The sequence below is a fragment of the Bacillus sp. YBWC18 genome (assembly GCF_002998775.1).
GTDB lineage: Bacteria > Bacillota > Bacilli > Bacillales > Bacillaceae > Bacillus.
Window position 1 is genome coordinate 184217 of the sequence record NZ_PVRI01000003.1, and the last position, 25771, is coordinate 209987.

Consider the following 25771-nt stretch of genomic DNA (forward strand, 5'->3'; position numbering starts at 1 on the left):
TAGATCACATCATGACGGAGAGCAACCAAGCTTCCGAAAAACTAGTCGCAATGGTTCAGCAAGTTGCCGCACATTCAGAGGAACTACAAGCGACAAGTGAACAAATTCTACAAAACACGAAAACCACTGTAGAAAATTCCTCTAAAATCAATCAAGTGTCCAATCTTATAAAAGGTATCTCTGATCAAACGAACTTACTTGGACTCAACGCATCAATTGAAGCTGCAAGAGTAGGTGAAGCAGGAGCAGGCTTCGGAGTGGTCGCAACGGAAGTGAGAAAGCTGTCAACTCACGCCAAACAAGCGACGACGGATATTGAAACAGCGCTAAAAGATGTGCAGGGATCGATTAAAGGAATGGAAGAAGAAATAGCACAAATTGTCGCTTCCTCTGAGCATCAAGCAGAGCTTGTAGGCACGTTCACAAAAATTATTGAAGGTCTTCATGAAACAAATGAAACGATGAAATCACTGGCAGAAGACTTAGTGAACTATCAAGTGAAATAAAAAATACCGACCAAAACCTCCAGATGAATCGGAGGTTTTTTTACGTTTTAAGGTGGGCAAGTTGTTCGGATAATGACCGATTTATCGCTGACAGGCAGGGTACCCTTCTGTATGATAGAAAAAGAGATACCAGTCTGGTCAGTAGACCTATTCATAAGGAGGAAGACCATCGTGACACAATCAGCGAAGCTGCAAGAAATAATAGCACCTTACCGTACAATGTTAGATCAAACTGAACAACCAATGATTCAATTACAGATGAAACAAGGAAAAACAGGACCATACGACAGCAAAATTGCAGGCGATCCTTACTTCCCAAAAAACGACGAATATCCAGTTGATGGTGAAGGACACCCTATGAAGCTTTTGGCACAAATAAATTTTGGACAGCTGCCGAAGCTGAAGGATTATCCAGAAACAGGGCTTCTGCAAATTTTTATTTCTGTGCATGATGATCTTTATGGGATGAATATTGACCATAAAACAGAGCAAACAGATTTTCGGATCAAATTTATTGAGGAACCTTTCTTGGCAGAAGAAGAGCTGTTGACTGATTTTTCTTTTGTGAAAATTCCAGACGACTTTTATTTTCCTGTGACGAAGGAAGGCGCAATTACAGGTGAACTGGCAAGCGAAACGGTCAGTGTAGGAGATTTTCGCTTTGAAAAAGTCACAGGTAAGCGAAGCTGGGACCTATTCGAAGATGTAAAAGGCATTGATGGAGATGAAGCTGATGCCCTGCTAGATGAATTTCATGATGCAGCGAGTGGCTTTGGTCACAAATTGGGCGGATATCCAGGCTTTACACAAGAGGACCCGCGTACCTATGAAGACCAGGAACATACCGTTCTGTTATTACAAATCGACTCAGATGATGAAGTAGATCTGTTGTGGGGAGATTGCGGAATCGCCAACTTTTTTATCAAACCAGAAGACCTCAAACGAAAAAATTTCGAGAATGTCGTCTATAATTGGGATTGCTCCTAATTTTGTAAAAAACACTCTTTAAGCACTCTTTTTAGAGTGTTTTTATGTATGTTTTTAGACTTTTTTGCCCCTATTTCGTCATTTTTGAGAGGTAATATGTCATTCTTTCTAGTTGACCGTATCAAAAAAAAATGTAAAATCATCTTAAAGTCCTCTTTTTTGAAGATAATAATAAAATGACATATCAATCTACAATGAGATGCTCGAAAAAGCGGAATGTACTGGGGGGTATCAATTGATCATTTCGAAAGTAATCAATAATAATGTGGTCAGTGCGTATGATGACGAGCAGCATGAGCTGGTCATTATGGGCAGAGGGATCGCTTTTCAAAAGAAAAGTGGAGATCCGATTGACGAAGAACGTATTGAAAAAGTATTTTCCATTCAAAATAAAGATATATCAGAAAAATTCAAAACCCTGCTTTATGATATTCCGATCGAGTATATGCAAGTGTGTGAGGCGATTATTGATCATGCGAGAACAACCCTTAATAAAAATTTGAATGACAGCATCTATGTGACACTGACGGATCATATTACCTTTGCTATTGAACGTCATCAAAAAGGAATGGACATCAAAAATGCTTTGCTCTGGGAAATCAAACGGTTGTACAAAGAAGAGTTCATGTGTGGTGTAGAAGCGATCCGGATTATTCAGGACAAGCTTAACATTCATCTTCCTGAGGATGAAGCCGGTTTTATTGCGATGCATATTGTCAATGCAGAGCTCAATGAAGAAATGCCGAACGTGATTCAAATTACCAAACTCATTCAAGATATTTTAAATATCGTCAAGTATCACTTTCAAATTGATTTAGACGAGGAATCATTAAATTATTTCCGTTTTGTCACGCATTTGAAGTTTTTTGGACAGCGTCTGTTTAACGAAACACAAATGGAAAATCAAAATGAATTCCTGTATGAAGTAGTAAAAGAGAAAAACACCGCGGCTTTTCAATGTGCTGAGAAAATTAATGATTATGTTCAAAAAGAATACAACCGAAGTCTCATAGAAGATGAGATGCTATATTTAACTTTGCATATCGACAGAGTGGTAAAAAGAAAATAAATTCAAAAAGAAAGCGTTGACATCATAAAATTAACATGATAATTTATAACTATAAACGAAATAACCCACAATCTTTTAGGATTGTTACTGGTCAAGCAGGCAAAACCTAAATCATTGTCCCTATCTTTGATAAGGCGTGATTTAGGTTTTTTTATATCTAAAGACTTATAAAAATTAAATAACGATCAATCGCTATGAAGGATTGTTACTGGTTAAGCAGGCAAAACCTAAATATCGATTAATGTCTGAATTGCTATTTCTCGGACATTAATGGATGTTTAGGTTTTTTCTATATCATGATTTAATCAACGATTGGAGGGTAATACAATGAACCACAAACAAACAGCAAAAGAAGTTCTAGAGCTTGTCGGCGGTGAAAAGAACGTCAAGCACGTCACGCATTGTATGACAAGACTTCGCTTCAACTTATACGATGAAGGCAAAGCGGATAAAGAGAAGCTGCAATCAACAGACGGCGTCATGGGTGTGAATCAAAGCGGAGGCCAATATCATGTCATTATTGGCAATGATGTTTCAAATGTCTATCAAGCGATGATTGCTGACTCAGGACTGTCAACAGATGTAAAGTCAGGCGGTACAGAAGAAGCATCAAAACAAAATGTGATATCAAAGCTTTTCGATTTTATCTCTGGTGTCTTCACGCCGATTCTTCCAGCCATCGCTGGAGCCGGTATGATCAAAGGAATATTGGCACTCATGCTTACGTTCCAGTGGATATCAGATAAAAGCAGCACGTATGCAATTTTAACAGCCATCGGAGACGGAGCCTTTTACTTCTTACCGATTTTACTAGCTGTAAGCGTAGCCAAAAAACTTGGCACAAATCAGTATATTGCCGCTGCCATTGCAGCAGCAGCACTGCACCCGCAGTTAACTGCTTTACTGGGTGCGGGAAATACAGAATTTCTAGGCTTACCAGTGGTTGCCGTTGTGTACTCTTCATCGGTGATTCCGATTCTACTCACCATCTGGCTCGGCTCATATGTTGAAAGATTCGCAGAAAAATATAGTCCGAAATCATTAAAGATCATCCTTGTTCCAACGGTCACACTTCTTGTCGTAGTACCAATTATGCTCATCGCGGTAGGACCGCTTGGTGGGATTATCGGAAATGGTCTTTCAGGTGGAATTGATTTATTGTTCAAACATGCAGGTATTTTGGCCGGATTCTTGATCGGCGGCTTCATGTCACCATTGATCATTACGGGTATGCACTATGCACTACTTCCAATCATGATCAACAACATTACGTTAAACGGTTTTGACTACATTCTCCCAATGATGTTTGTAGCGAATATGGCCCAAGCAGGCGCAGCATTCGGTGTCTTCTTAAGATCAAAAAACAAAACATTCAAATCATTGGCGATGTCTACAAGTATCACAGCATTAATGGGTATTACTGAACCTGCTATGTATGGTGTGAACATGCGATTGAAAAAACCGTTCTTTGCAGCCCTCATTGGTGCAGCAGCAGGCGGCGTGTTCATGTCGATCTTTAAAGTAAAATCATATGTTGTGTCGGGATCAGCAGGTATTCCAGGTATCCCAACATTCGTTGGCCCAACATTTGTCTACTCAATCATCGGTTTAGTGATCGGCTTTGTCGTAGCAACCATCATGACACTTGTCCTAGGATTCAAAGATGTACCAGTGAAAGATGATACAAAAGCAGACAAACCAGAAGAAAAGAAAGATACAGCAGCACTTCAAAATGAAGTGGTACAAAGCCCGCTTGAAGGTCAACTAAAGCCGCTAAATCAAGTGAATGATGCAACATTCTCTAATGAAATCATGGGTAAAGGTGCAGCCATTGTCCCAACAGTTGGACGTGTTGTAGCACCGTTCAACGGTAAGGTTGAAACCATTTTTCAAACGAAACATGCCATTGGCTTAAAGAGTGACCAAGGCACAGAGCTTCTCATCCATGTTGGAATTGATACAGTGAAGCTTGGCGGAAAGCATTTCACAAGTCATGTGCAGTCAGGTGATCTTGTTCAAGCAGGAGATGTGCTCGTTGAATTTGATATCGAGGGCATTCAGCAAGAAGGCTATGATGTCACGACACCAATTATCGTCACCAATACAAATGATTTCGCACAAGTTGATGCGAAAACAGATGGCACGATTACAGTGAAAGAGACACTGCTCACAGTCAGTGTAGAAGAAAATGAGGAGGGCATTCAACATGAACAAGTTAGAAAAAACATTTCCTAAAGGTTTCTTATGGGGCGGCGCTGTTGCAGGCAACCAAATTGAAGGTGCTTATAATAAAGATGGAAAAGGCTTATCGACAGCTGATGTATCACCGCATGGTATTATGCATCCATTTGATGAATCAATGAAAGATCTTAATTTATATCATGATGCAATCGACTTCTATCATCGCTATAAAGAAGATATTGCACTCTTTGCAGAAATGGGATTCAAGTGCTTCAGACTATCCATTTCTTGGCCGCGTATTTTCCCAAATGGCGACGATGCTGAACCAAATGAAGCAGGCCTTGCTTTTTATGACAGAGTATTTGATGAACTGCATAAACATGGAATTGAACCAGTTGTCACGATTTCTCATTATGAAATGCCGCTTGCACTTGTGAAAAACTACGGCGGTTGGAGAAACCGTAAGCTTGTCGATCTTTATGAAACATATGCGAAAACGTTGTTTACTCGCTATAAAGACAAAGTGAAATATTGGATGACCTTTAATGAAATCAACGTCGTGTTACATGCGCCTTTCACTGGCGGCGGACTTGTATTTGAAGAGGGTGATGACGAGAAAAGCATTCAATATCAAGCAGCGCATCACCAATTTGTTGCAAGTGCTTTAGCTGTCAAAGCAGGACACGAAATCATTCCTGATGCGAAAATCGGCTGTATGATTGCAGCGATGACGACTTATCCGTACAGCTCAAGACCAGAAGATATGTTTGCTGCAATGGATCAGGATCGTAAAACATTGTTCTTCTCAGATGTACAGGCAAGAGGCTACTACCCAGGTTACATGAAACGATACTTCCGCGAAAATGGAATTTATATTGAGATCCAAGATGGTGATGAAGACATCCTAAGAAACCATACAGTGGACTATATTGGCTTCAGCTATTACATGAGCTTTGTGACAAGTACAGATCCAGAGATTCTTGAACAAGTTACTGGTGGTAACCTATTTGAAGGTGTGAAAAACCCTTACCTAGAAGCAAGTGCTTGGGGCTGGCAAATTGATCCGAAAGGACTTCGTACAACACTAAACCAGCTGTATGACCGCTACCAAAAACCATTGTTTATCGTAGAAAATGGACTGGGTGCTGTCGATCAAGTAGAAGAAGACGGATCGATTCAAGATGATTACCGAATTGATTACCTCAGAAGCCATCTGCTAGAGGCGAAAGAAGCCATCGCAGACGGAGTAGACCTGATTGGTTATACAAGCTGGGGCCCAATTGACCTTGTCAGCGCATCAACAGCTGAAATGAAAAAACGCTACGGCTTCATTTATGTCGACCGTGATAATGAAGGAAACGGTACATTAGATAGAAAGAAAAAGAAAAGCTTTGATTGGTATAAACAAGTGATTGCTACGAATGGTGAGCATTTAGATGCTTAAAAGAAAAAGACAAACCGCTCATACTGCGGTTTGTCTTTTTTTCGTCAAGGGGACTATGAAGTCCACACTTGATCTGCAATCTCAATCACATGACGCAGCTTTTCCCATTGCTGCTCTTCTGTTAACAGATTGCCTTCCTCCGTTGAGGCGAACCCGCATTGCGGACTCAAGCAAATCTGGTTAATGTCGACATATTGAGCCGCTTCCTCGATCCGTTTTTTAATCTGTTCAGCCGGCTCAAGCTCACCATATTTTGAAGTGACAAGCCCTAATACGATTTGGAGGTTTGGGTTTTTCACATAGCGAAGGGGTTCAAAACCGCCAGAACGATCGTCGTCGAATTCTAAAAAGAGACCATCCAGATCTAAGCCGGCAAAAATCGTTTCTGCCGCTGCTTCATAACCGCCTTCAGCTGCCCACGTCGATTTAAAGTTACCACGACAAATGTGCATGGTGATCACCAAATCCTCTGGACGATCGGCAACCGCTTCATTGATTGTTTTCGCAAATGACTCACGAAGTTCATCTTCTTCTCGGCCAAAGGCTTTGATTTGTTCATGACCTTTTTCAGAAAAGAACACGGCCCATGCGGTATCATCGAGCTGTAGATAACGGCAGCCTGCATCATAAAAAGCACGGATGGCTTTCTTATACGCCTGTGCCACATCATGGTGGAATGCCTCTAGGCTGTCGTATACTCCTTCTTCAAGCTTTCCACGGAAAAAGAGCATATTCGGACTTGGAATCGTCATTTTAGCTGTATGATCACCAGCGATGCTGTGAAGGAATCGATAATCCTCTAGCATTGGATGATCTGTAAAGTCAATCTTGTCCGTTACCTTGATGCCACGCGCTTTTGTTGTCGTATTGTGGAATTGAATACCTTGATCCGCTTCAAATCCTTCGACCCCATCTAATCCCTCAAGAAAGTCAAAATGCCACCATGCACGTCTAAATTCTCCATCTGTGACAACCTCTAATCCAATTTCTTTTTGCTTCTCCACAATGCGTGTAATTTCTTCATTTTCAATTTGTCGGAGCTGCTCTGCTGTCAGCGTACCGTCTGCTTTTTGCTTGCGTGCTTCCTTGATACGTTCTGAACGAAGTAAACTGCCTACTTGATCTGCTCGGAATGGCGGTTTCGTTGTTTTCTTTCCAATGGTTTGTACTTGTGTCATGCTGAATCCCTTCTTTCTACAGGTTAAAAATCAAATAAAAAAGCTCTTCCTTGGATAAGGAAGAGCATCATATACTGAGAGAACTCTGCCTTATCTTCAAACAAGCATCTGCTTGCTTAAGGAATTAGCACCATTCTGTTCCGAGGAACAGCGGTTGCCGGGTTTCACAGGGCCAGTCCCTCCACCACTCTTAATAAGGTTACCTTTTGATTCAATTTTCTTAATAAACATAATTATTCAACTTTTTCGAGAGAAAGTCAATGGTTTTTACTGTTTAATTTTCTACATAAACAAATAATGGTAAACAAACCCGAAGTGGAAAAAGGAAGAATAATATGGAAAAAGTGCTTCTTTTGGTTCTTTTGTCATGGTATACTCAATTGGTAATAGACAAAAATGGGGGTTTTTACTATGACAATGAAAAAAGGCCTAATGATCAGCCTGCTCATTTTTTCGCTGATTGTTTCGTTGTTTGCTTCAGTTGGATCTGCGGATGCCAAACAAGCAAAAAAAGCAAAAGTAAGCACACACTATTATAAAAAGAAAAAAACATTCAAATATGCACAGGTGAAAAACCTAAGCAAGTCGCATATGAAAACCATCAATCGTGATTTAAAAGAAGATATCGCATTCTCTTATTCTACGTACTTGTTCTTAAAGGACGAAGCGAAAAAGGAAGGCTTTGGGAAGATCACGTACGAGAGATCGTTTAAAACGAAATTTAACAATGGGAAGAAGCTCAGTATCTTAAACTATGACTACATGAATGATGGTGGAATGCATGGGGATACGATGGTTTCCAGCATGAACTATGTGTTAACAAAGAAAAAGACAAAGCAGCTGTTTTTTACAGATGTTGTGAAAACGAAGAAAAAGCGTACGAAAGTTAGAGATTATGTCTATAACTATACAAAGAAACATAAAAGCAAATTCTATGCGAACCTGAAAAAAAGTGACATTGAAATCAACTACAACACGCAGTATTACTTCACGAAAAAGGGAATTGCTGTTATCTTCCAGCCATATGAAATTTCACCTTATTATGTAGGAATTCCTATGATTCAAGTTCCTGCGAAGGTATATAAATAAAAAGAAAAACGGCCAATGAATCTGGTCGTTTTTTGTTATTTACTCAAACAAAAAGAGCCCCTCATGAGGCTCTCTCTTTAGATTTATACTTGTTTAGGTGCATCATTTAGTGGATGACGGCGTTTTCCGTTGTAGTGGCGGCGCATACGAAAGATTTCAAACTCCGAAAGCTCTGCGCTTTTTCGTTTTGGTGTGCGGTTATCTTTTTTGAAAGAGAATAGTAAGTAGCAGCAAAGTGAAGCGATAATCAATAAAATCATCATATGACATTCCTCCAATTCATCCTATTCTTTAGTGTAGACAGGGTGAGTGATGTTTATAACTGAAAATAAGCAGCAGAATCGGTTTAGTTCTTAAGGTTTAGTCGATCTGCTAATTTAGGTCTAAAATACTGGTTGTTTTTAACTATTATATTTCCAGTTATTGCACTCGTCAAGAAGAATTTTTCTGGTGTTGTCTCTATTAGTACGAAAAATTGTCATAAAAGTTTCAGAAAATTGTAAACTTTTATTAAAAAACCGTTCCCGAACAGGAACGGTTTTAAACATATCTATGCTTTTTCTTCAAATAAACGTGCGATTTCAACGATGACTTCTGTTGCTTTCACCATGTTCTCGACAGAAATAAATTCATATTTACCGTGGAAGTTTTCCCCGCCAGTAAAGATGTTTGGCGTTGGAAGACCTTTATATGAAAGCTGGGAGCCATCTGTACCGCCGCGGATGGGTTCGATCACAGGTGTCACTGAGCGGTTTTCCATTGCTTCATGGGCAATATCCACAATATGTTTCACCGGCTCAATTTTTTCTCTCATATTATAATATTGATCTTGAATGCTGAGATTTATGCTGTTTTCTCCGTAGATGGCTTTTAAGTCATTTGCTATTTTTTCAAATAGTGCTTTGCGATCGTTAAATTTGTCTTTATCAAAATCACGAATAATATATTGCAGCTCTGCTTCTTCGACTTCTCCTACAAACTTCGTGAGATGGAAAAATCCTTCGTAGCCTTCTGTATATTCCGGAGATTCATCAGAAGGAAGCTTGTTGTGGAAGAGCATCCCAATCTTCGCAGCGCTGACCATTTTGTCTTTTGCTGTCCCTGGGTGGACGTTGTTTCCTTTAATTGATACTTTCGCACCTGCTGCGTTGAAGCTTTCATATTGCAGCTCCCCGAGCGGTCCTCCGTCAATTGTATAAGCATAGGAAGCGCCAAAGGCATCAACATCAAATTTGTGCGGCCCTCTGCCAATTTCTTCATCTGGTGTAAAGGCGACGCGAATTTTTCCATGCTTGATTTCTGGATGCTCAATCAAGTAATGCATAGCGGTCATAATTTCTGCGATACCTGCTTTGTTATCTGCACCAAGCAGGGTCGTGCCATCTGTTGTGATCAGCGTATGTCCTTGATATTTTTGTAAATTTGGAAACTGTGCTGGAGATAAAACGATATGTAGATTTTCATTTAAGGTGATGTCGCCGCCTTGATAGTTTTCATGAAGCTGCGGTTTCACATTCTTGCCGGTGAAGTCAGTGGCTGTGTCGATATGAGCCAGGAAGCCAATGGTCGGCACTTCTTTGTCAGTGTTAGACGGGATCGTTCCCATGACATAGCCGTTTTCATCCATTGTCACTTCTTGAATCCCGATGGACTTCATCTCTTCAACTAGCTGTCTCGCTAGGTTCAACTGTCCTTCAGTAGATGGGCAGCTTTCCTTTTCTGCATCTGACTGCGTATCTACCTTCACATAATTTGTGAAACGCTGAATCATTTCCTTTTTCATCTATACGTCACTCCTTTTGTAGAATACGTCCATTTTATCACGTCTTGAATGCGCTTCATAACAAGAAAGGTTTTCTCTGGCAATTAGAGAGGAAAAAGACCTACTTTCATTAGATGGTGTGTTGAATGGTTCTTTAGGGTGATTTTTTTGGGTGTCTTTTTATTTATAATGAGGACATATAAAATCATCCATTTGTACGTTAAATTGGGAGAAAGGGGTGCGAAAGTTGGATTCTAGTCAAACGCTGGCACTCGCTCAAAAGTTTCAGGAAGCAGCTGATGAGATTCGGCAGTCAAAGCAGCTGCTGGAGAATCGGCTGAAGGCAGTAGGATCAGGCTGGCAGGGAGAAGCAAGGAATAAATTTGATCAAAGCTTTGAGGAAACAACGTCACGCTATGATCAATTTGAAAAGGACTTGCTTGAAACAAGTCAGGAACTGCGCGACGCAGCGGTCAAAATCGAGGAACGGAAAGCTGAAATTGCCAGAATGGAAGAGCTTGAGCGAAAGAGACGAGAAGAACGGAGAGAAAGAAATCGAGAAGGGAGATGATGTGATGGCACGTGACATTGTGGTTGATCCAGATCAGCTGACAGGACTGGCGAATGATGTTGTAGGCGAATTGTCTGTCATTGAAACGAAGCACCGCGATTTACATAGTGAACTGGATGGTCTCATTTTAGGCTGTGATCCTCGGTATAGAAGCTGTTTTTCAAGTGTCGGGGATGCATGGGGAGCAGGACAAGCATTGATCAGTAAATTGAGCAGTGATGATATTGCGATTCGTCATGCAAAAGATAAAATGGTCGAAGCAGACGATATTTTACGGAAAATGTACAGCATCTATGATCAATATGGTACAATCACGAGCTTAGCTGGTATTGTGATGATGCAGGCGAAATACTATGGGCTTGGGATGACGACCTTCATTAAAGACAATGGCCGGTATGCAGCGCAGCATTCAAAGCTGCTGCTTGATCTGACCAGCCGGGTAGAAGGAACGAGATTTGACCGGCTAGCAAGGATTTGGCTGAGTAAAAAAGAATTATTAAAACGATCAAACTGGTCGATGGCTGACTTGGTCCATAAGAAATTCACAAAATTTTATCCTGACGATACGGTTGCCTTTACGAATAGCGTTCGTGATTTTACAAAAGGAAGTATCAATTGGAAGGACACGGCTGCTATCAAGTCTGTTCTGAAAAATGGGTCAAGATTCGCGAAAGGAAATGCCATCATTGCAACGGTTGTCACTGGTGCAACGGAAACGGTCGGCTGTGGATTGAAAATTGCCGAGAACTATGCAGAATTCGGTGATCAGCCAGAAGTCCTCAAGCGTGAAAATGCGAAGGCTGTTGGAAATGCAGTGAACAACACGGTCTTTATCGCTGGCGGATCTGTCGCAGGTGCCGTTGTCGGAGGAGCTCTAGGAAGTTTTGCAGGACCGATTGGAACCGTTGTCGGAGGAGCCATTGGTTCAGCAGTCGGTGGATTTATAGGAGAAAAAGTCGCCAAGCTGACATCAGGCTTTGCTGAACAGGTTGCAGTGAAATTAAAGGACCCTATTCATGCGGTCGTCGATAAAGGGAAACAAGCATTCGAGCTGGCGGGTCAAGGTGTGAAAGCAGTCAATGACACCATTGATCAGGCAAATCAGGTGATACATAAAGGGATAGAAAAAACAAAAGAAACCGCAGATTCGCTCATTAAAGGTGCAGGCGATTTCTTTAAGGGTGCATTTTCTTTTGGATAAGGAGAGATCAAGTTGGATCAGCTAAGTCTAAGTATTGAGGAACTCATCTTTAGTTTTTACAGTGAAGGCTATTTTGAACAGGGCATGTCCTTAAAGGAAGCCTATTATCCTGATGTAGAGGACGAACGCCTTGGGTTTTTATTTGAAATTGCGTGCCGCTCTTTGCTCGCAAAAGGTGTACTTGAATTTCAAAACAGACAATATCGTTATAAAGCGGAATACCGTCATTTCATTCAGGCGATGAATGATGCATCTCACACCGTCAAGGCGTCTCGATTTGGGGATAAAGATGAAGAAGTCAGTACCTCCTTTCACACGACACAAATGGGCGTATATGCGCACCATACGCTGTATGATCAACAAGTCCATCAGATTCAAAAACTGAAAGACGACCAGCTGGCAGAGGAGCAAGTGACTGACTTTTTCAACATACAGATGAGTGAACACCCTGCACCTGTCATCACCCTGCAAGCAGAGGAATTTGAAAAGCTATTAGAGCAAGCAAGTGAGGCGAAGAATGAGTGGCCCTCCTTCCTTCATCGAGCAGAGAACGAAGAACTCGTGCAGGCATTTGTTTCTGATGTAAAGGCGAGAAAAGGAAAGATGGACTCCCTGATGAAGGTCGTCTACGACAAAAACAATACGCCTGATGTGGAGTCCATGTTATTTGTCATTCCAGGTGAGGAACAGTCGTGGCTTGTGTCGGGAATAAAAGAAAATGAATTTCGCATTGAGACGGCTCATAGAGACGGATTACGTTCTATATTCTAATGGAGAAAAGGAGAATGACGCTTGAATCCAAGTGAAGTAATAGAAGTGAGGAGCAGGACCTTTTTAAGGGTATGGGCATTCTTAGCAACAGGCGGCTTCGGTATCATCGGTATTTGGTTGTTTTCAGAAGCTCTTACATTTGAATCGAATTATACATTGTTTTTATTTTTAGGCGGACTACTAGGCATTGTTTATGGCTGGATCTCTTTCTTGATGATTTTACCGGCTTTTACGAAGAGAGGAAATGTGATTTTTCGCATTCAGCGCGGGAAGAATGGCGCGGTTTTACATCGCGGGCAAGCGATCCCTTTTCAAGACATTCAATCCATCGATATGCGCAGGCATCGGTACAGTGTACGGGGTTTTCTCTTCATGGATGTGTTGATTCGGAAAATAGACGGGAAATTGATCAAGATTCCAGCGTACAGTATTTTAGATGAAGAAGTATTCGAGCAAGCCGTCAAACAAGAGATCTACCCATATTTAAATCAGTCAGCCCAAGAGAACTGGAGACAGCAGCATGGTCAGGTCGAAGAGCAGATCGACTAGGATGTATTTTCCATGATTCCGAAGGATGAGGTGCCACTTTTTCGAAGAAATCGTGTATGATGTCAGTAAAGACTGAACACTCGGAGAGGTGATGAGAGATGGATAAAGAGATGGTAATCGACCTCGTCACAGAACAAATGGCACGGATTCGAAAAGAAAAGAATTATACGCAGGACCGCATGGCTGAGGTACTTGGTCTATCGAAACGGCATTTGCAGCAGGTTGAAAAAAATAGGCTGCGCCTCAACTGGACGCAAACTGCGGCCGTATGTGCATTATTCAGGGATAGTGACATTTTAAAAGGGACACTTGGGGATGATCCGCTTGAGATTCTGGAAGTCGTGGCACATGATGAATTGCATCTATCGGTGGAACGTACGATTGGCGGAAAGGTTTGGTGGCGGACGTCTATCAAAAAAGGCACATTTCGTCTTCAGCAAAATGTGCTTAGTCAGCATTACCGCATCTTAGATGATGAGAATTATCGCTATTATAGTTCGTTTAATAAAGATGAAGCGAAGCGGCGGTTAGAGGAATTAAGTCAGCTGTCTTCTCCTTATTCATAAGCAGCTGATAGGAAAAAGGAAAGAGAGGCACCCGATTGATAGGGGCCTCTCTTTTCTGTGTTTATACTTTTAGAGTGTTTTTCGCCCGAATAAAGGCAACAAGCTGTTTGATTTCTTCATCATTTAGGGGAACGCCGTCGACAAGGATGGTTCCTTCTTTTGCTTCCGTCAGTTCAATTTTGATATCAGAGATTTTGCGTTGTATCTCTGGCTCGTCCGTTCTACCAAGTAAAAAATCAATGGACGTATCATACAAATCAGCCAGCCGCTTCACTGCTTCAAGCGAAGGTCGTCGGTACCCAGATTCGTAACCGGCATAGGTGCTTTTGGCGATACCTAGGCGATCTGCCGTATGCTGGAGAGACCATTTTTTCTTTTTTCTAAGGGTGGTTAAACGATCGAGTATCATTACATGAACGCTCCTTTATATACAACAACAGTATATCATATTTTGACATGGAATGTACGCGTTATGCGTAATAATTTCTTGATTAATTCGCGTTATGTGACTATAATGGCAATGAAGGTACGCGTAAAGCGTATATTATAGAATAGCACAAGCTAGCTTATAATATGTGTGACAAACGAAGTAATTTTATTGAAAGAGGTGGACCTGTTGAAGAAATTATTGCTTTTAACCACTGGTGGGACGATTGCATCTGTAGAGAGTGAAAACGGTTTGGCTCCAGGTGTTAAAGCTGAGGACCTTTTAAGCTATTTAAACGAAATTAATGCAGAGTATACAATGGACACAAAGTCCCTAATGAGTATAGATAGTACAAATATGCAGCCTGAATACTGGGTGGATATTGCAACAGCCATTTATGAAAATTATGATCAATATGACGGTTTTGTTGTCACGCATGGTACAGACACGATGGCCTATACATCAGCAGCTCTTTCTTATATGCTGCAAAATCCGGATAAGCCAATTGTCATTACAGGCTCACAAATCCCGATTACGTTTAAGAAAACAGATGCGAAGAAAAACATCACCGATGCGATTCGTTTTGCATGTGACGGGGTAGGCGGCGTGTATGTTGTCTTTGATGGCAGAGTCATTCAAGGAACACGCGCAATTAAACTAAGAACGAAAAGCTACGATGCATTTGAAAGTATTAACTACCCATATATTGCATCGATTGAAAACCATCAAATTGAATACAATAGCAAAGTAAAAAGATCGTCAATGAAACCGCTTAAATTAGACGCATCTTTAAACACCGACGTTTGTCTCTTGAAATTGCACCCAGGTCTAAAGCCTGAGTTCTTAGATGCAATCAAAGGCGTCTACAAAGGAGTCGTGATCGAAAGCTACGGCAGCGGCGGTATTCCTTTCGAAGGAAGAAACCTTTTAGAGAAAATCAACGAATTGCTCGAAGAAGGCATTTCTGTTGTCATCACAACTCAGTGTCTTGAAGAAGGAGAAGACATGAGCGTGTATGAAGTAGGACGCAAAATCAATCAAGAACTGGTGGCACGTTCACGAAACATGAACACAGAGGCAATCGTGCCGAAACTCATGTGGGCACTAGGTAAAACAACAGACCCAAGAGAAGTGAAAAAGATTATGGAAACGCCAATCGCAGAAGATTTAGTGATTTAACTATTCTATAGAAAGCAGGTCATATCAGATGGTTCAAGCAACTTATCGCTATGAGAAGGATTTTCTGGGTGAAAAAGAAATTCCGGCAGACGTGTATTATGGGGTTCAAACCCTTCGTGCAAAAGAAAATTTCCCGATTACAGGATATCGCATGCACGAGGAACTGATCAGAGCCTTTGCCATCGTGAAAAAAGCAGCAGCTCAAGCCAATATGGAAGTTGGACGTTTATATGAAGGAATTGGAAATGCCATCGTACAAGCCTCTGATGAAGTTATTGAAGGCAAGCTGCATGAGTACTTTATTGTAGACCCAATCCAAGGCGGCGCAGGAACGTCGATGAATATGAATGCCAATGAAGTGATTGGAAACAGAGCGCTAGAAATCATGGGACATCAAAAGGGTGAATACATCCATTTAAGCCCAAACACACATGTAAACATGTCACAATCGACGAATGACTCGTTTCCAACAGCGATCCACATCGCTGTATTGAAGCAGTTAGACATTCTGCTTGAAACAATGCAAACGATGCAGGACGTATTCAAAAAGAAAGCAAAAGAATTTGATCATGTGATCAAAATGGGACGTACACACCTGCAGGATGCTGTTCCAATTCGTTTAGGACAGGAATTTGAGGCATACAGCCGCGTGCTCAGCCGTGACATTAAACGGATCAACCAATCAAAGCAGCATTTATATGAAGTGAATATGGGTGCAACAGCTGTTGGGACAGGCCTAAACGCAGATCCTCGTTATATTGAAATCGTGGTGAAGAAGCTAGCAGATATTTCTGGTCTTCCGCTTGTAGGCGCAGAGCATCTCGTTGATGCTACGCAAAATACAGATGCTTACACAGAAGTGTCCGCCGCATTAAAAGTATGCATGATGAACATGTCTAAGATTGCCAACGACCTTCGCCTAATGGCATCTGGTCCACGTGCAGGACTTGCTGAAATTGCATTGCCCGCTCGTCAGCCTGGATCATCCATTATGCCTGGGAAAGTCAATCCAGTTATGGCAGAGCTCATTAACCAAATTGCATTCCAGGTCATTGGGAACGACCATACCATCTGTCTTGCTTCTGAAGCAGGCCAGCTTGAGTTAAATGTGATGGAGCCTGTTTTGGTCTTTAACTTGCTTCAATCTATTAGTATAATGAATAACGGATTCCGCTCATTCACAGATCATTGTTTAGTGGACATTGAAGCAAATGAAAAACGTTTGAAAGAATATGTAGAAAAAAGTGCAGGCGTCATTACTGCGGTAAACCCTCACTTAGGCTATGAAGCCGCGGCTAGAATCGCAAGGGAAGCTATTTTAAGTGGAGAATCCATTAGAGATCTTTGCTTGCAAAATGATGTGTTAACAGAAGAAGAACTTGATATTATTTTGAATCCATACGAGATGACAAAGCCTGGTATTGCAGGACAAGAACTGCTAGAACGGGAATAATATCAAAAATTTTATTTTATTAATATGTCGAATTGCCTGTGAAATAGAGAAAAACAGGCAATTCACTTTCTTTCGAATTGACACACTTTTTTCACAATATTTTGAAAACGCTTAACGCACTCACAAAGGGAGGAAACACAATGAAATCACCACGTCTGCCGTCTATGTTAGAAGTCGTGTCTGTGCTTGGCTTATTTTTAGCAATTGTTTTATCTTTTACTCTTTATTTCAAATTAGATATCCAACTAGCATTGTTTATCTCATGGTTTATAGTTATCGCATTAGGTATTCGATTGGGGCATTCATATAAGGATCTTCAAAATGCGATCACAAAAGGGATATCGAATGGTCTAGAAGCCATTTTAATTTTAATTGCAGTAGGTGCACTTGTTGGTACATGGATTGCAGGTGGAGTTGTACCTACGTTAATTTACTACGGTCTAGAGTTTATTCATCCTAATATCTTCTTATTAGCTACACTTGTCATCTGTGCACTCATGTCCATTGCAACAGGAACCTCTTGGGGGACGGTTGGAACGGCAGGGATTGCGATGATCGCAATTGGTGAAGGGCTAGGTATCCCACTTCCGATCGTGGCAGGTGCCGTCTTATCTGGTGCTTATTTTGGAGATAAATTATCCCCATTATCAGATAGTACAGTGCTCGCTTCCTCTCTTTCAAAAGTGGACGTGCTGGCGCATGTTCGAGCGATGATGGTTTTATCCGTACCAGCCTTTGTCATTACGGCCATTATGTTTACGGTTACAGGCTTTATGTATGGCGGACGCAACATTGATCAAGATAAGGTAGAATTTTTGAAAAATGCCCTTCATGATACATTCACCATCAACATTTGGATGGTCATCCCAGCAGTAGTGGTTGTATTACTGCTCGTATTTAAGAAACCTTCAATGCCTGTTATTGCCATTGGTGCTCTTTTAGGATCTATTTGGGCGATGGCTTTCCAAGGAATGAATCCAGCAGATGCGATTGGTTCAGCATACAATGGCTTCTCTATTAATTCAGATGTAGATTTCTTAAATACGCTGTTAAATCGTGGCGGTATTGTGAATATGCTTGGATCTTTAGTTGTCATTATTCTCGGGCTTGGTTTTGGTGGCGTACTTGAATATCTCGGCGTCTTAAAAGTGATTGTCGCTACTTTCGAGAAGAAATTATATAATGCAGGAAATGTAACCTTATCTACACTTGTTGTTGCATTCTTCGCAAATATTTTTGGCTGTGCAATGTACGTTTCATTAATTCTTACACCGAAAATTATGGAAAAAAGCTACGATAAATTGAAAATAGACAGACGCGTTCTATCTAGAAACGCTGAGGTCGGTGGAACAATGACGTCTGGTATGGTTCCGTGGTCAGATAACGGAATTTACATGGCTGGAATTCTAGGCGTCTCGACATTCTCATATTTACCATTTATGTGGTTGAGCTTTGTTGCCATTGCTCTTGCCATTATCTACGGATATACAGGGAAATTCATTTGGTACGTCAAAAATCAACAAGACTCAGAAGAATCGGCTTCATAAGCCGTTTACAAAAGCCGCCTCAATTAGGCGGCTTTTGCTTGTCCTAGGACCGAGAGACTACATATGATATAAAAAAGATGATCGGGAGTTTAGACCCTTTATAAAAGAGGTCTAAAGGGGTAATGTGAAGCAGAACGAAAGCATATTTATCCCATAAAAAGGGTACAAATCCCTATTCAAACATGAGTCTTTGAACCTTATAATAACAATATTGGAAAAAGTGCTATTCACCTTACGCTCGTTTAGAGGAACTCTAAGCAGCGTTTTTATTTTTTGACAGGAGGAGGAACCCATAATGAGCTTGTCGGATATGCTGTCTGCCCTAAACGGTGGCATTACAAGTAAAAAAGCAGAAATTGAAGAGAAAATCGCTCGACTTAAAAAGGCGAAAAGTAAGGTCGAACGTGAACAAGATACGGCAGAAACAGACCTGAAGCAAATCAAGCAGCCAAAGCTTGGGGCCTCCTGGAAAGGTGAGCGAAGCAAGGATTTCAAATCAGAGCGGAATGAAGCACATGATGCGCTGCAAACGATTGTGAACGACAAATACCCACGCTACGTGAGCCGCATCGAATTCAAAATCAGTACATTAGAAGCTGAACAGGCTGCGTTATCCTTTGCCAGTTCTTTAGCTGGAGACGCCGCACGTCTTGCTGAAAAAGGAGAAGACGCAGTAGAGGACGCCAAACGCTTGATCTCAAAAGCATGGAACAGTTTTTAAAGCTGCTTTCACACTGAACAAATCTGGAGGATATCACGATGGGACAAATTAAGTTAAACTACCAAACAGTTATGAATCAACTAGATGAAGTCTCCCAAGCAGTCGAAGCTTTAACGATGAAAAAAGCAGCAGATAAAGCGGGTGAAAACAGCCTTGAATTTGTGACCAAGTGGACGGCACGTGAGGCAGAGGTGAACGAAATGGTCTCAAACTTTAAAGAAGCCTTAATCAAAAATGTCCAGGACACGCGCTCGAATGTGAAAACCTTAAAAGAACAGGACGAAGCGATTGCGGCAAAATAATTGGCATTCGGTTTCTTTGGGGTTTAATGGAATGATATGAATTATAGATCTAAGTACCTATATATAATTCAGGATGTACGACCTTGTATTATTCCGTTTTTCTTCCAAACGCGTCACTAAAAGGACACCTTTTCCCTATTTAAGACTGAGGCTTTTCACCTTATACTATACTTAATGAAAGCGAAACGATAGAAATGTCAGGATTGGAAAAATCAAGTGAGTCGATAGCTTCCAAGGCTCTGACGCTGTGCTTTCGTATGAGGTCCGATAGAGGTGGATGACATGAGTTTATCCGAGATGCTACACCATCTGCATATGGGAATTGAAAACAGACGTGCAGAATTTGATGAAATGATCTCTCGGTTAAAGACAGCCAAAAGCAATATTCGAACAGAACAAGATCTTGCGCAGTCAGACATAAAGGAAATTAAGAAGCCTGCTCTAGATTCGTCATGGAAAGGTGAGAGAGGAACCGACTTTCATCGCCACCGAAAAGACGCCTACCATGTAATGCACGACATCGTGAACAATGAGTATGAAAAATATATAACCGAGCTTGATCAAAAAATCTTGCACTTTGAATTAAAAAAAATGGAGCTGGCTGTTGCCAGTAATTTTGCCGGAAGAGCCCAGGACGTGATGGAAAAGGGCGAGGATTTTGCAAAGGATGTTAAACATTTGATTGAACGGGGCTGGAAAGCTCTTTAAAATAAAATATAAAACAGCCGTCTCATAAGCGAGCGGCTGTTTTTTTGTTTAGTCACATCCACCACCGCTATCGCCTGAATCTCCCCCGCAGGAGGCATCAGAAGCGTGATGAGTATATGAATCAGTATAGGTACTTGTCGTTGAACTGTGATGTGAAGAACGCTTAGCAGATGTACGTTTATCCTTTGATGTGAACAGGTGGGCAATGATTGCTCCTAAAGAAGCCAATATGATCATAACAACAAACATAAAAGAACCCATGATGCATCCCTCCTCTTGTTTCATCATCATACGATTGAGCCATATTGAGGTTCCCGATTTGTAAGAAAAACTGGGCAAAGAGTTCTATTTTCGTTTATGATGATAGGCAAAAGTAAATGCCAAGGGAGGAGAGCCCATGCTATCTTTACGTCAGGAGGAGCTCCTGAAACGCTTGATGCAAGCGGAGCAGGAACTGACAAGTGAAGAAATTGCCCGCATGATTGGCGTCACATCACGAACCATCCGAACAGATATGAAAGCGCTTAAATCTATAATAGATGAACATGGAGCCGCACTACATATCAAACGCGGGGCAGGGTATACATTGACCGTCGAGGATTATGGGGCATTACGTACATTTTTGAAAAAGTCGCTGAGAGAAAGAAACGAAAAAAAGGAACAGGTCATTCCCAATCAGCCTAAAGACCGTGTGGCGTATCTATTGAAAAGGCTGCTTCTGTCTGAAGACTATATCAAATTAGATGGGTTGGCAGAGGAACTATTTGTGAGTGAATCGACAGTGAAGAATGATTTGAAAGCGGTCAGACATTTGTTTTCATTACATGGACTTTCTGTAGCACATCGCCCTAAATATGGATTGCGGCTGACAGGGGATGAAATGAAATTAAGATATTGTATGGCTGAGCATGTGTTTCAGCAAGAGCATGCGAACTCTGCGCTGTTACCTGAAGAAACGTATCAATTGGTTCAGGACATTGTGCGTTCACGTACAAAAGCAAGCGGACTTCATCTGTCAGAGATCGGTTTAAGTAATTTAGTCACCCACATCGCCATTGCATGCAAACGAATTGAAGAGAAAAAACTAGTCATGATGCCAGAAGCGGAATTGAAAGACATTCAAGTGCAGCCTGTTTTTCAAGTGGCTCAACAAATGGCAGAAGATATTCGGCATGTATTAGCTATTGATTTTCCGTTATCTGAAATGGCGTACATTGCGATTCACTTGATGGGAGCCAAGATGATGGCATATGGAGATGACGGCCATACGCTATTTCACCTTCTAGACGAAGATCACTTTCGCTTCACTCACCAATTACTTGCTTATGTAGAGGAGCACATGTCACTTGATATTCAATTTGATAAGGAGTTGATCGTTGGATTAAGTCTTCATTTGCGTTCCGCCATTCATCGTTTTAAGTACGATATGAACATTCGTAACCCCTATTTACCGGACATTAAAAGGCATTATCCCATTGCATTTGAAGCGGGTGTCTATATGGGGAGATGGCTGAAGGAAAAAGAGGGGGTCGAGATCCATGAGGATGAGATTGGGTATTTGGCGCTCCATATCGGTGCTGCAATCGAGCGGACAAAATCACAGCATGTGAGAAAGAGATGCCTTATTGTGTGTGCAACGGGTGTCGCCAGCAGTCAGCTCCTTTTTCATAAGCTGACGGCGGCTTTTAGCGGAAGGCTGGAGATCGCTGGAACTGCAAGTGTTGGGGATCTTCCTTCGTATGATTTGAGAAGCATTGATTTTATTATTAGTACCATTCCGCTTCAGAACACATTGCCGGTGCCAGTGATTGATGTACATACGATTTTAAGTGACGATGATATTGTACGGCTGAAACGTTTTGTGCAGGATCCACAGGATACAGGGGTTTTGCGGTATGTCAGTCCGGCGCTGACATTTTATCAGCAAGACCTTCAATCAAGAGAAGAGGTTCTTCAATTTTTTGTGAACGTGCTAAAGGAACAACATCGCATCCCGGACGAGTTTGAACAATTATTGCTGGAAAGAGAGCAAGTGTCCCCGACATCGTTCGGTCATTTGGTCGCGATTCCTCATCCGATGAAGCCGGCAACAGATGACACGTTTTGTGCGATCTGCACGTTGAAAAAACCGGTGCTGTGGGGTGAAGATCGAGTACAAGTCGTTTGTTTGTTGAGTATCCAGAAGACGTATCAAAAAGAATTACAGTCGCTTTATCAATTTCTTGTGCGGCTGACAGAGCGGAAGGAAGTGGTGGAACAACTCATCAAGGCCGCTTCATTTGAGGAACTGACGGCGGCGCTTCAAGTATTGGAGCATCCGAATGAAAAAACGGGACACCCATTTCCGCATCTGTGAGGAAAAAGATTAGATGTTAATGAAAGCGCTTTTAAAATAACATCAAAAAGGAGGATGATCACGAGTTTTTGCAAAGGGGGAGACGGATCATGAGCTTCAAGGAGAAAGCGGCAGACGTCATGGGGAATGTGGCTTATCGCATCACGAATCAGAAGTATATTATGGCGATTAAACAGGCATTTGTCACATTGATGCCAATCATCATTACAGGGGCTTTTGCTGTATTGGTGGCAAATATGATCATGAGCCCGGAAACAGGGCTTGCTCATTTTGAGATGTTCAGATTTTTAGCGGAGCTTCAGCCAATTATGAAGGCAATCAATTATGCCACGCTGAACTTTTTAACGATTGGGGCTGTGTTCCTCATCGGGATAGAGCTTGGGAAAATCAACGGACACAAGTCCCTGTTCCCAGGGCTGATGGCATTGATTTCATTTATATCTGTTATTCCAACAACACTACTTCTTGAAGTGGATGGATCGATGCGTGAGGTTGTAGATGTACTGGCAAGGCAATTTTCCGATCCAAAAAGTTTATTTTTAGGGATGATCATTGCGATCGTATCTGTGGAAATCTTTTGTAAGCTGACCGAGGTGAAATGGCTGCAAATCAAGATGCCAGATTCTGTTCCATCGAATGTTGCGACATCTTTTTCGTCACTTTTTCCTTCGATCATTACGATTACGATCATTAGTTCATTCGGCTTTGCATTTCACCGTTTGACAGGCATTTATTTGCATGAAGCAGTGTATAACGTGGTGCAGCGCCCGCTAGAAAGTGTTGTACAGGGTCTGCCGGGGATTTTAACGTTGATGTTTGTGGCGCAATTTTTCTGGGTGATCGGCATCCATGGCAACCAGATGATCAAACCGATCCGGGAGCCGCTCTTATTAGGATCGATTGCAGTGAATATGACAGCATTTCAAGAGGGAAAAGAGATTCCGAATATCATCACGATGCCATTTTGGGATGTGTATATGAGTATTGGTGGTTCAGGTGTGACCATTGGGCTTTTGATTGCGATTTTTATTGCTGGAAGAAGGGAAGAGATGCGAAGCATTGCCAAGCTCTCATCTGGGCCGGGCCTCTTCAACATCAATGAACCCGTTATTTTTGGATTACCCGTTATGTTAAACCCTGTGATGGCAATCCCATTTATCGTCACACCGCTTGTGACAGGGACGATTGGTTATATTGCGACGGCTACAGGATTTGCTGGAAAAGCAGTCGTGATGGTGCCGTGGACGACACCGCCGATTGTGAATGCATGGCTGTCAACCGCTGGCAGCATGGGAGCTGTCATTACACAGCTCATCTGTATTGTAGTAGCAGTCTTCATCTATTTGCCATTTGTTCTCTTGTCTAACCGCAAACCAGAAGCGGCACCAGATTCAGAATAAAAGGAGGGGCATGAATGAACATGCAATGTAGGTGGTATGGAGAGGATGATCCCGTTTCACTTGGGCGTAAATATGCGAAAAATGGCGCATCCACTTTGCTCATTGACGAAATGTCATCGTTCATGAAAATGGTCATTTTGAAGAGTCAGCGCACCTTTCGTCAGCAGGAAGCCTTGATATGGGGGCAATTGTGAAGGCTTTGTTTGAAGAGGGCTCTAATGGCTATGTCCGGTCGGATCATGGACGTATGATCTTTGGCGAGACAGGCAGACCTGGCTACGGTTTATATGATCGAGCACTTGGGGCTGTGTATTTGCAAGGAATTTGGGAGGGGCTTCACGTTCAAACGAGGAAAGGGAAGGTAGCGATATGAACAGAATCGAGATTCCAAGTGATTTTATCCTAGGTGCAGCGGCTTCTGCTTGGCAAACAGAAGGATGGAAGGGAAAGCAGGTGCATCAGGATTCGTACATTGATTCATGGTATAAGGAAGGATATCACGTGTGGCACGAAGGATATGGTCCGGCTGGTGCGACGAACTTTTACGAGCGCTATCCTGAAGATGTGGCCTTAATGAGAGAGATTGGACTGACACATTATAGGACATCGATCAATTGGTCGAGGTTTCTCATAGATTACGAGAAGGGGATTGTGGATGAGACCTATGCCAGTTACATTGATGACTTGATCAATGGATTAATTGCAGCAGGTGTAGAGCCAATGTTTTGCTTAGAGCATTATGAGCTTCCTGCCGTTTTGCTTGAGAAGTATGGCGGATGGTCATCAAAGCATGTCGTCGAGCTGTTTGTTCTCTATGCGGAAAAAGTGTTTGAGCGCTACGGGGACAGGGTCAAACATTGGTTTAGCTTTAATGAACCAATTGTTGTCCAAACACGTGTTTATCTAGATGCCATCCGTTATCCCTTTGAGCAAAATACGAAAAAATGGATGCAGTGGAACTATCATAAAGCGCTGGCAACAGCAAAAGTGGTGAAGCTGTTTCGGGAGATGGGATTGAAGGAATCGACAGGTGCAAAAATCGGGGTGATTCTCAATCCAGAAGTGACGTATGCAAGATCCTCTGCCCCGCATGATCAAGAAGCGGCACGGATGTATGATTTGTTTTTCAATCGAATGTTCTTAGATCCCTCCATCAAAGGGGAATATCCAGAGAAATTGCTCGATGTGTTGAAAAAGCATGATATTCTTTTTGATGCGACAGAGGAAGAGCTTCAGGTCATCAAGAATCATACGGTCGATGTCGTCGGGCTCAACTTATACTATCCGCATCGTGTCAAGGCGCCGAGTAAGGCGTGGAACGAAGGGACGCCATTTCATCCGTCTTATTATTACGATATGTTTGAGCTGCCAGGGAGAAAAATGAATCCATTCAGAGGCTGGGAAATCTACCCAAACATTGTCTATGATATGGGGATGAGAATAAAAGAAGAATACGGAAATATCGAGTGGTTTGTAGCCGAAAACGGGATGGGTGTAGAAAAGGAAGAACGGTTTAAAAATGAAGACGGTATCATTGATGATCAGTATCGCATTTCATTTATCAGCCAGCATTTGAAGCGGGCACTTCAAGCGAAAGCAGAAGGATCAAATTGCACGGGCTATATGCTGTGGGCTTTTACGGATAATGTCTCACCGATGAATGCCTTTAAAAACCGCTACGGATTAGTCGAAATCCAGCTGGAAAATGAACGAAATCGCCAGTTGAAAGCATCAGCGTATTGGTACCAGACATTAATTAAAACAAGGGAACTGAAGGTTGAAACAGAAGTCATCTATCGATAGG

The 25771-nt window shown here is 41.8% G+C and carries 27 protein-coding genes and 1 riboswitch; of the genes, 22 read left to right on the forward strand and 5 right to left on the reverse strand.

Features of this window, described 5'->3' with window-relative positions; translation table 11 throughout:
• The first annotated feature begins 50 nt into the window (after nucleotides 1–50).
• The 5 genes from C6348_RS19270 to bglH all read left to right on the forward strand — a co-directional run bounded on the left by C6348_RS19270 (nucleotide 51) and on the right by bglH (nucleotide 6187).
• Entirely contained in the window at nucleotides 51–506 is a 456-nt protein-coding gene (locus C6348_RS19270; RefSeq protein ID WP_258395123.1) for a methyl-accepting chemotaxis protein, read from the forward strand.
• Nucleotides 507–677: 171 nt separating this feature from the next.
• Nucleotides 678–1493, forward strand: coding sequence for a YwqG family protein (locus C6348_RS10350; protein ID WP_106042939.1), 816 nt, complete (start codon nucleotides 678–680; stop codon nucleotides 1491–1493).
• Nucleotides 1494–1728: 235 nt separating this feature from the next.
• Nucleotides 1729–2562: a BglG family transcription antiterminator LicT gene (licT, locus tag C6348_RS10355; RefSeq protein WP_034660482.1), complete on the forward strand. Its 834-nt coding sequence runs from the start codon at nucleotides 1729–1731 to the stop codon at nucleotides 2560–2562.
• Nucleotides 2563–2889: 327 nt separating this feature from the next.
• A complete protein-coding gene (locus C6348_RS10360) occupies nucleotides 2890–4797 on the forward strand; it encodes a beta-glucoside-specific PTS transporter subunit IIABC (RefSeq protein WP_106042941.1) in 1908 nt (635 codons plus the stop codon).
• Nucleotides 4769–6187: an aryl-phospho-beta-d-glucosidase gene (gene bglH / locus C6348_RS10365; RefSeq protein ID WP_106042943.1), complete on the forward strand. Its 1419-nt coding sequence runs from the start codon at nucleotides 4769–4771 to the stop codon at nucleotides 6185–6187. The genes C6348_RS10360 and bglH overlap by 29 nt, the downstream gene beginning before the upstream one ends.
• Before the next feature lie 53 nt (nucleotides 6188–6240).
• Here bglH and C6348_RS10370 read toward each other — a convergent pair whose 3' ends face one another.
• The gene (locus C6348_RS10370; RefSeq protein ID WP_106042945.1) at nucleotides 6241–7365 is read right to left on the reverse strand and encodes a 5-methyltetrahydropteroyltriglutamate--homocysteine S-methyltransferase; all 1125 of its coding nucleotides are present in this window, start codon (nucleotides 7363–7365) and stop codon (nucleotides 6241–6243) included.
• A gap of 87 nt (nucleotides 7366–7452) precedes the next feature.
• Nucleotides 7453–7565, reverse strand: a riboswitch (SAM riboswitch).
• 211 nt (nucleotides 7566–7776) lie between these two features.
• Here C6348_RS10370 and C6348_RS10375 point away from each other — a divergent pair.
• The gene (locus C6348_RS10375; protein ID WP_106042947.1) at nucleotides 7777–8454 is read left to right on the forward strand and encodes a DUF3298 and DUF4163 domain-containing protein; all 678 of its coding nucleotides are present in this window, start codon (nucleotides 7777–7779) and stop codon (nucleotides 8452–8454) included.
• A gap of 83 nt (nucleotides 8455–8537) precedes the next feature.
• On the opposite strand, the gene C6348_RS10380 is transcribed toward C6348_RS10375, so the two are convergent.
• Nucleotides 8538–8717: a hypothetical protein gene (locus C6348_RS10380; RefSeq protein WP_003215411.1), complete on the reverse strand. Its 180-nt coding sequence runs from the start codon at nucleotides 8715–8717 to the stop codon at nucleotides 8538–8540.
• Nucleotides 8718–9004: 287 nt separating this feature from the next.
• Nucleotides 9005–10237, reverse strand: coding sequence for a peptidase T (gene pepT / locus C6348_RS10385; protein ID WP_106042949.1), 1233 nt, complete (start codon nucleotides 10235–10237; stop codon nucleotides 9005–9007).
• Between the two features lie 226 nt (nucleotides 10238–10463).
• Here pepT and C6348_RS10390 point away from each other — a divergent pair, with 226 nt between their 5' ends.
• The 5 genes from C6348_RS10390 to C6348_RS10410 all read left to right on the forward strand — a co-directional run bounded on the left by C6348_RS10390 (nucleotide 10464) and on the right by C6348_RS10410 (nucleotide 13874).
• A complete protein-coding gene (locus C6348_RS10390) occupies nucleotides 10464–10787 on the forward strand; it encodes a WXG100 family type VII secretion target (protein WP_034660474.1) in 324 nt (107 codons plus the stop codon).
• 4 nt (nucleotides 10788–10791) lie between these two features.
• Complete coding sequence (locus C6348_RS10395) at nucleotides 10792–11988, forward strand: DUF6861 domain-containing protein (protein ID WP_106042951.1); 1197 nt, start codon at nucleotides 10792–10794, stop codon at nucleotides 11986–11988.
• A 12-nt stretch (nucleotides 11989–12000) separates the two neighbouring features.
• On the forward strand, nucleotides 12001–12759 hold the full coding sequence (locus tag C6348_RS10400; RefSeq protein WP_106042953.1) for a hypothetical protein: 759 nt from the start codon (nucleotides 12001–12003) through the stop codon (nucleotides 12757–12759).
• Between the two features lie 21 nt (nucleotides 12760–12780).
• A complete protein-coding gene (locus C6348_RS10405) occupies nucleotides 12781–13308 on the forward strand; it encodes a YfjD family protein (protein ID WP_034660472.1) in 528 nt (175 codons plus the stop codon).
• A gap of 98 nt (nucleotides 13309–13406) precedes the next feature.
• The gene (locus tag C6348_RS10410; protein WP_034660471.1) at nucleotides 13407–13874 is read left to right on the forward strand and encodes a helix-turn-helix domain-containing protein; all 468 of its coding nucleotides are present in this window, start codon (nucleotides 13407–13409) and stop codon (nucleotides 13872–13874) included.
• Nucleotides 13875–13935: 61 nt separating this feature from the next.
• Here C6348_RS10410 and C6348_RS10415 read toward each other — a convergent pair whose 3' ends face one another.
• Nucleotides 13936–14283 (reverse strand): helix-turn-helix domain-containing protein, encoded by a 348-nt coding sequence (locus tag C6348_RS10415; RefSeq protein ID WP_003214932.1) that lies wholly within the window; start codon nucleotides 14281–14283, stop codon nucleotides 13936–13938.
• Nucleotides 14284–14490: 207 nt separating this feature from the next.
• Here C6348_RS10415 and C6348_RS10420 point away from each other — a divergent pair, with 207 nt between their 5' ends.
• The 6 genes from C6348_RS10420 (at nucleotide 14491) to C6348_RS10445 (ending at nucleotide 20211) form a co-directional block, all read left to right on the forward strand.
• On the forward strand, nucleotides 14491–15480 hold the full coding sequence (locus C6348_RS10420) for an asparaginase (RefSeq protein ID WP_003215391.1): 990 nt from the start codon (nucleotides 14491–14493) through the stop codon (nucleotides 15478–15480).
• A 28-nt stretch (nucleotides 15481–15508) separates the two neighbouring features.
• Nucleotides 15509–16933: an aspartate ammonia-lyase gene (gene aspA / locus C6348_RS10425; RefSeq protein ID WP_066031535.1), complete on the forward strand. Its 1425-nt coding sequence runs from the start codon at nucleotides 15509–15511 to the stop codon at nucleotides 16931–16933.
• Between the two features lie 140 nt (nucleotides 16934–17073).
• The gene (nhaC, locus tag C6348_RS10430) at nucleotides 17074–18480 is read left to right on the forward strand and encodes a Na+/H+ antiporter NhaC (RefSeq protein ID WP_106042955.1); all 1407 of its coding nucleotides are present in this window, start codon (nucleotides 17074–17076) and stop codon (nucleotides 18478–18480) included.
• Between the two features lie 295 nt (nucleotides 18481–18775).
• Entirely contained in the window at nucleotides 18776–19201 is a 426-nt protein-coding gene (locus C6348_RS10435) for a YwqH-like family protein (protein WP_106042957.1), read from the forward strand.
• 38 nt (nucleotides 19202–19239) lie between these two features.
• Nucleotides 19240–19503 (forward strand): YwqI/YxiC family protein, encoded by a 264-nt coding sequence (locus tag C6348_RS10440; RefSeq protein WP_106030678.1) that lies wholly within the window; start codon nucleotides 19240–19242, stop codon nucleotides 19501–19503.
• Between the two features lie 282 nt (nucleotides 19504–19785).
• Nucleotides 19786–20211 (forward strand): YwqH-like family protein, encoded by a 426-nt coding sequence (locus tag C6348_RS10445; protein WP_034660466.1) that lies wholly within the window; start codon nucleotides 19786–19788, stop codon nucleotides 20209–20211.
• Nucleotides 20212–20259: 48 nt separating this feature from the next.
• On the opposite strand, the gene C6348_RS10450 is transcribed toward C6348_RS10445, so the two are convergent.
• Nucleotides 20260–20472, reverse strand: a complete 213-nt coding sequence (locus tag C6348_RS10450; protein ID WP_223250412.1) for a hypothetical protein — start codon at nucleotides 20470–20472, stop codon at nucleotides 20260–20262.
• 136 nt (nucleotides 20473–20608) lie between these two features.
• On the opposite strand from C6348_RS10450, the gene C6348_RS10455 reads away from it, so the two are divergent.
• The 5 genes from C6348_RS10455 to C6348_RS10470 all read left to right on the forward strand — a co-directional run bounded on the left by C6348_RS10455 (nucleotide 20609) and on the right by C6348_RS10470 (nucleotide 25770).
• Nucleotides 20609–22567 (forward strand): BglG family transcription antiterminator, encoded by a 1959-nt coding sequence (locus tag C6348_RS10455; protein ID WP_106042959.1) that lies wholly within the window; start codon nucleotides 20609–20611, stop codon nucleotides 22565–22567.
• 89 nt (nucleotides 22568–22656) lie between these two features.
• The gene (locus tag C6348_RS10460; protein WP_106042961.1) at nucleotides 22657–23967 is read left to right on the forward strand and encodes a PTS sugar transporter subunit IIC; all 1311 of its coding nucleotides are present in this window, start codon (nucleotides 22657–22659) and stop codon (nucleotides 23965–23967) included.
• A gap of 14 nt (nucleotides 23968–23981) precedes the next feature.
• Nucleotides 23982–24161 (forward strand): hypothetical protein, encoded by a 180-nt coding sequence (locus C6348_RS19050; protein WP_223251553.1) that lies wholly within the window; start codon nucleotides 23982–23984, stop codon nucleotides 24159–24161.
• Complete coding sequence (locus C6348_RS10465) at nucleotides 24083–24340, forward strand: mannonate dehydratase (RefSeq protein ID WP_223251558.1); 258 nt, start codon at nucleotides 24083–24085, stop codon at nucleotides 24338–24340. Before C6348_RS19050 ends, C6348_RS10465 begins: the two co-directional genes overlap by 79 nt.
• A complete protein-coding gene (locus C6348_RS10470; protein ID WP_106042963.1) occupies nucleotides 24337–25770 on the forward strand; it encodes a glycoside hydrolase family 1 protein in 1434 nt (477 codons plus the stop codon). Before C6348_RS10465 ends, C6348_RS10470 begins: the two co-directional genes overlap by 4 nt.
• Nucleotide 25771: the final 1 nt, after the last annotated feature.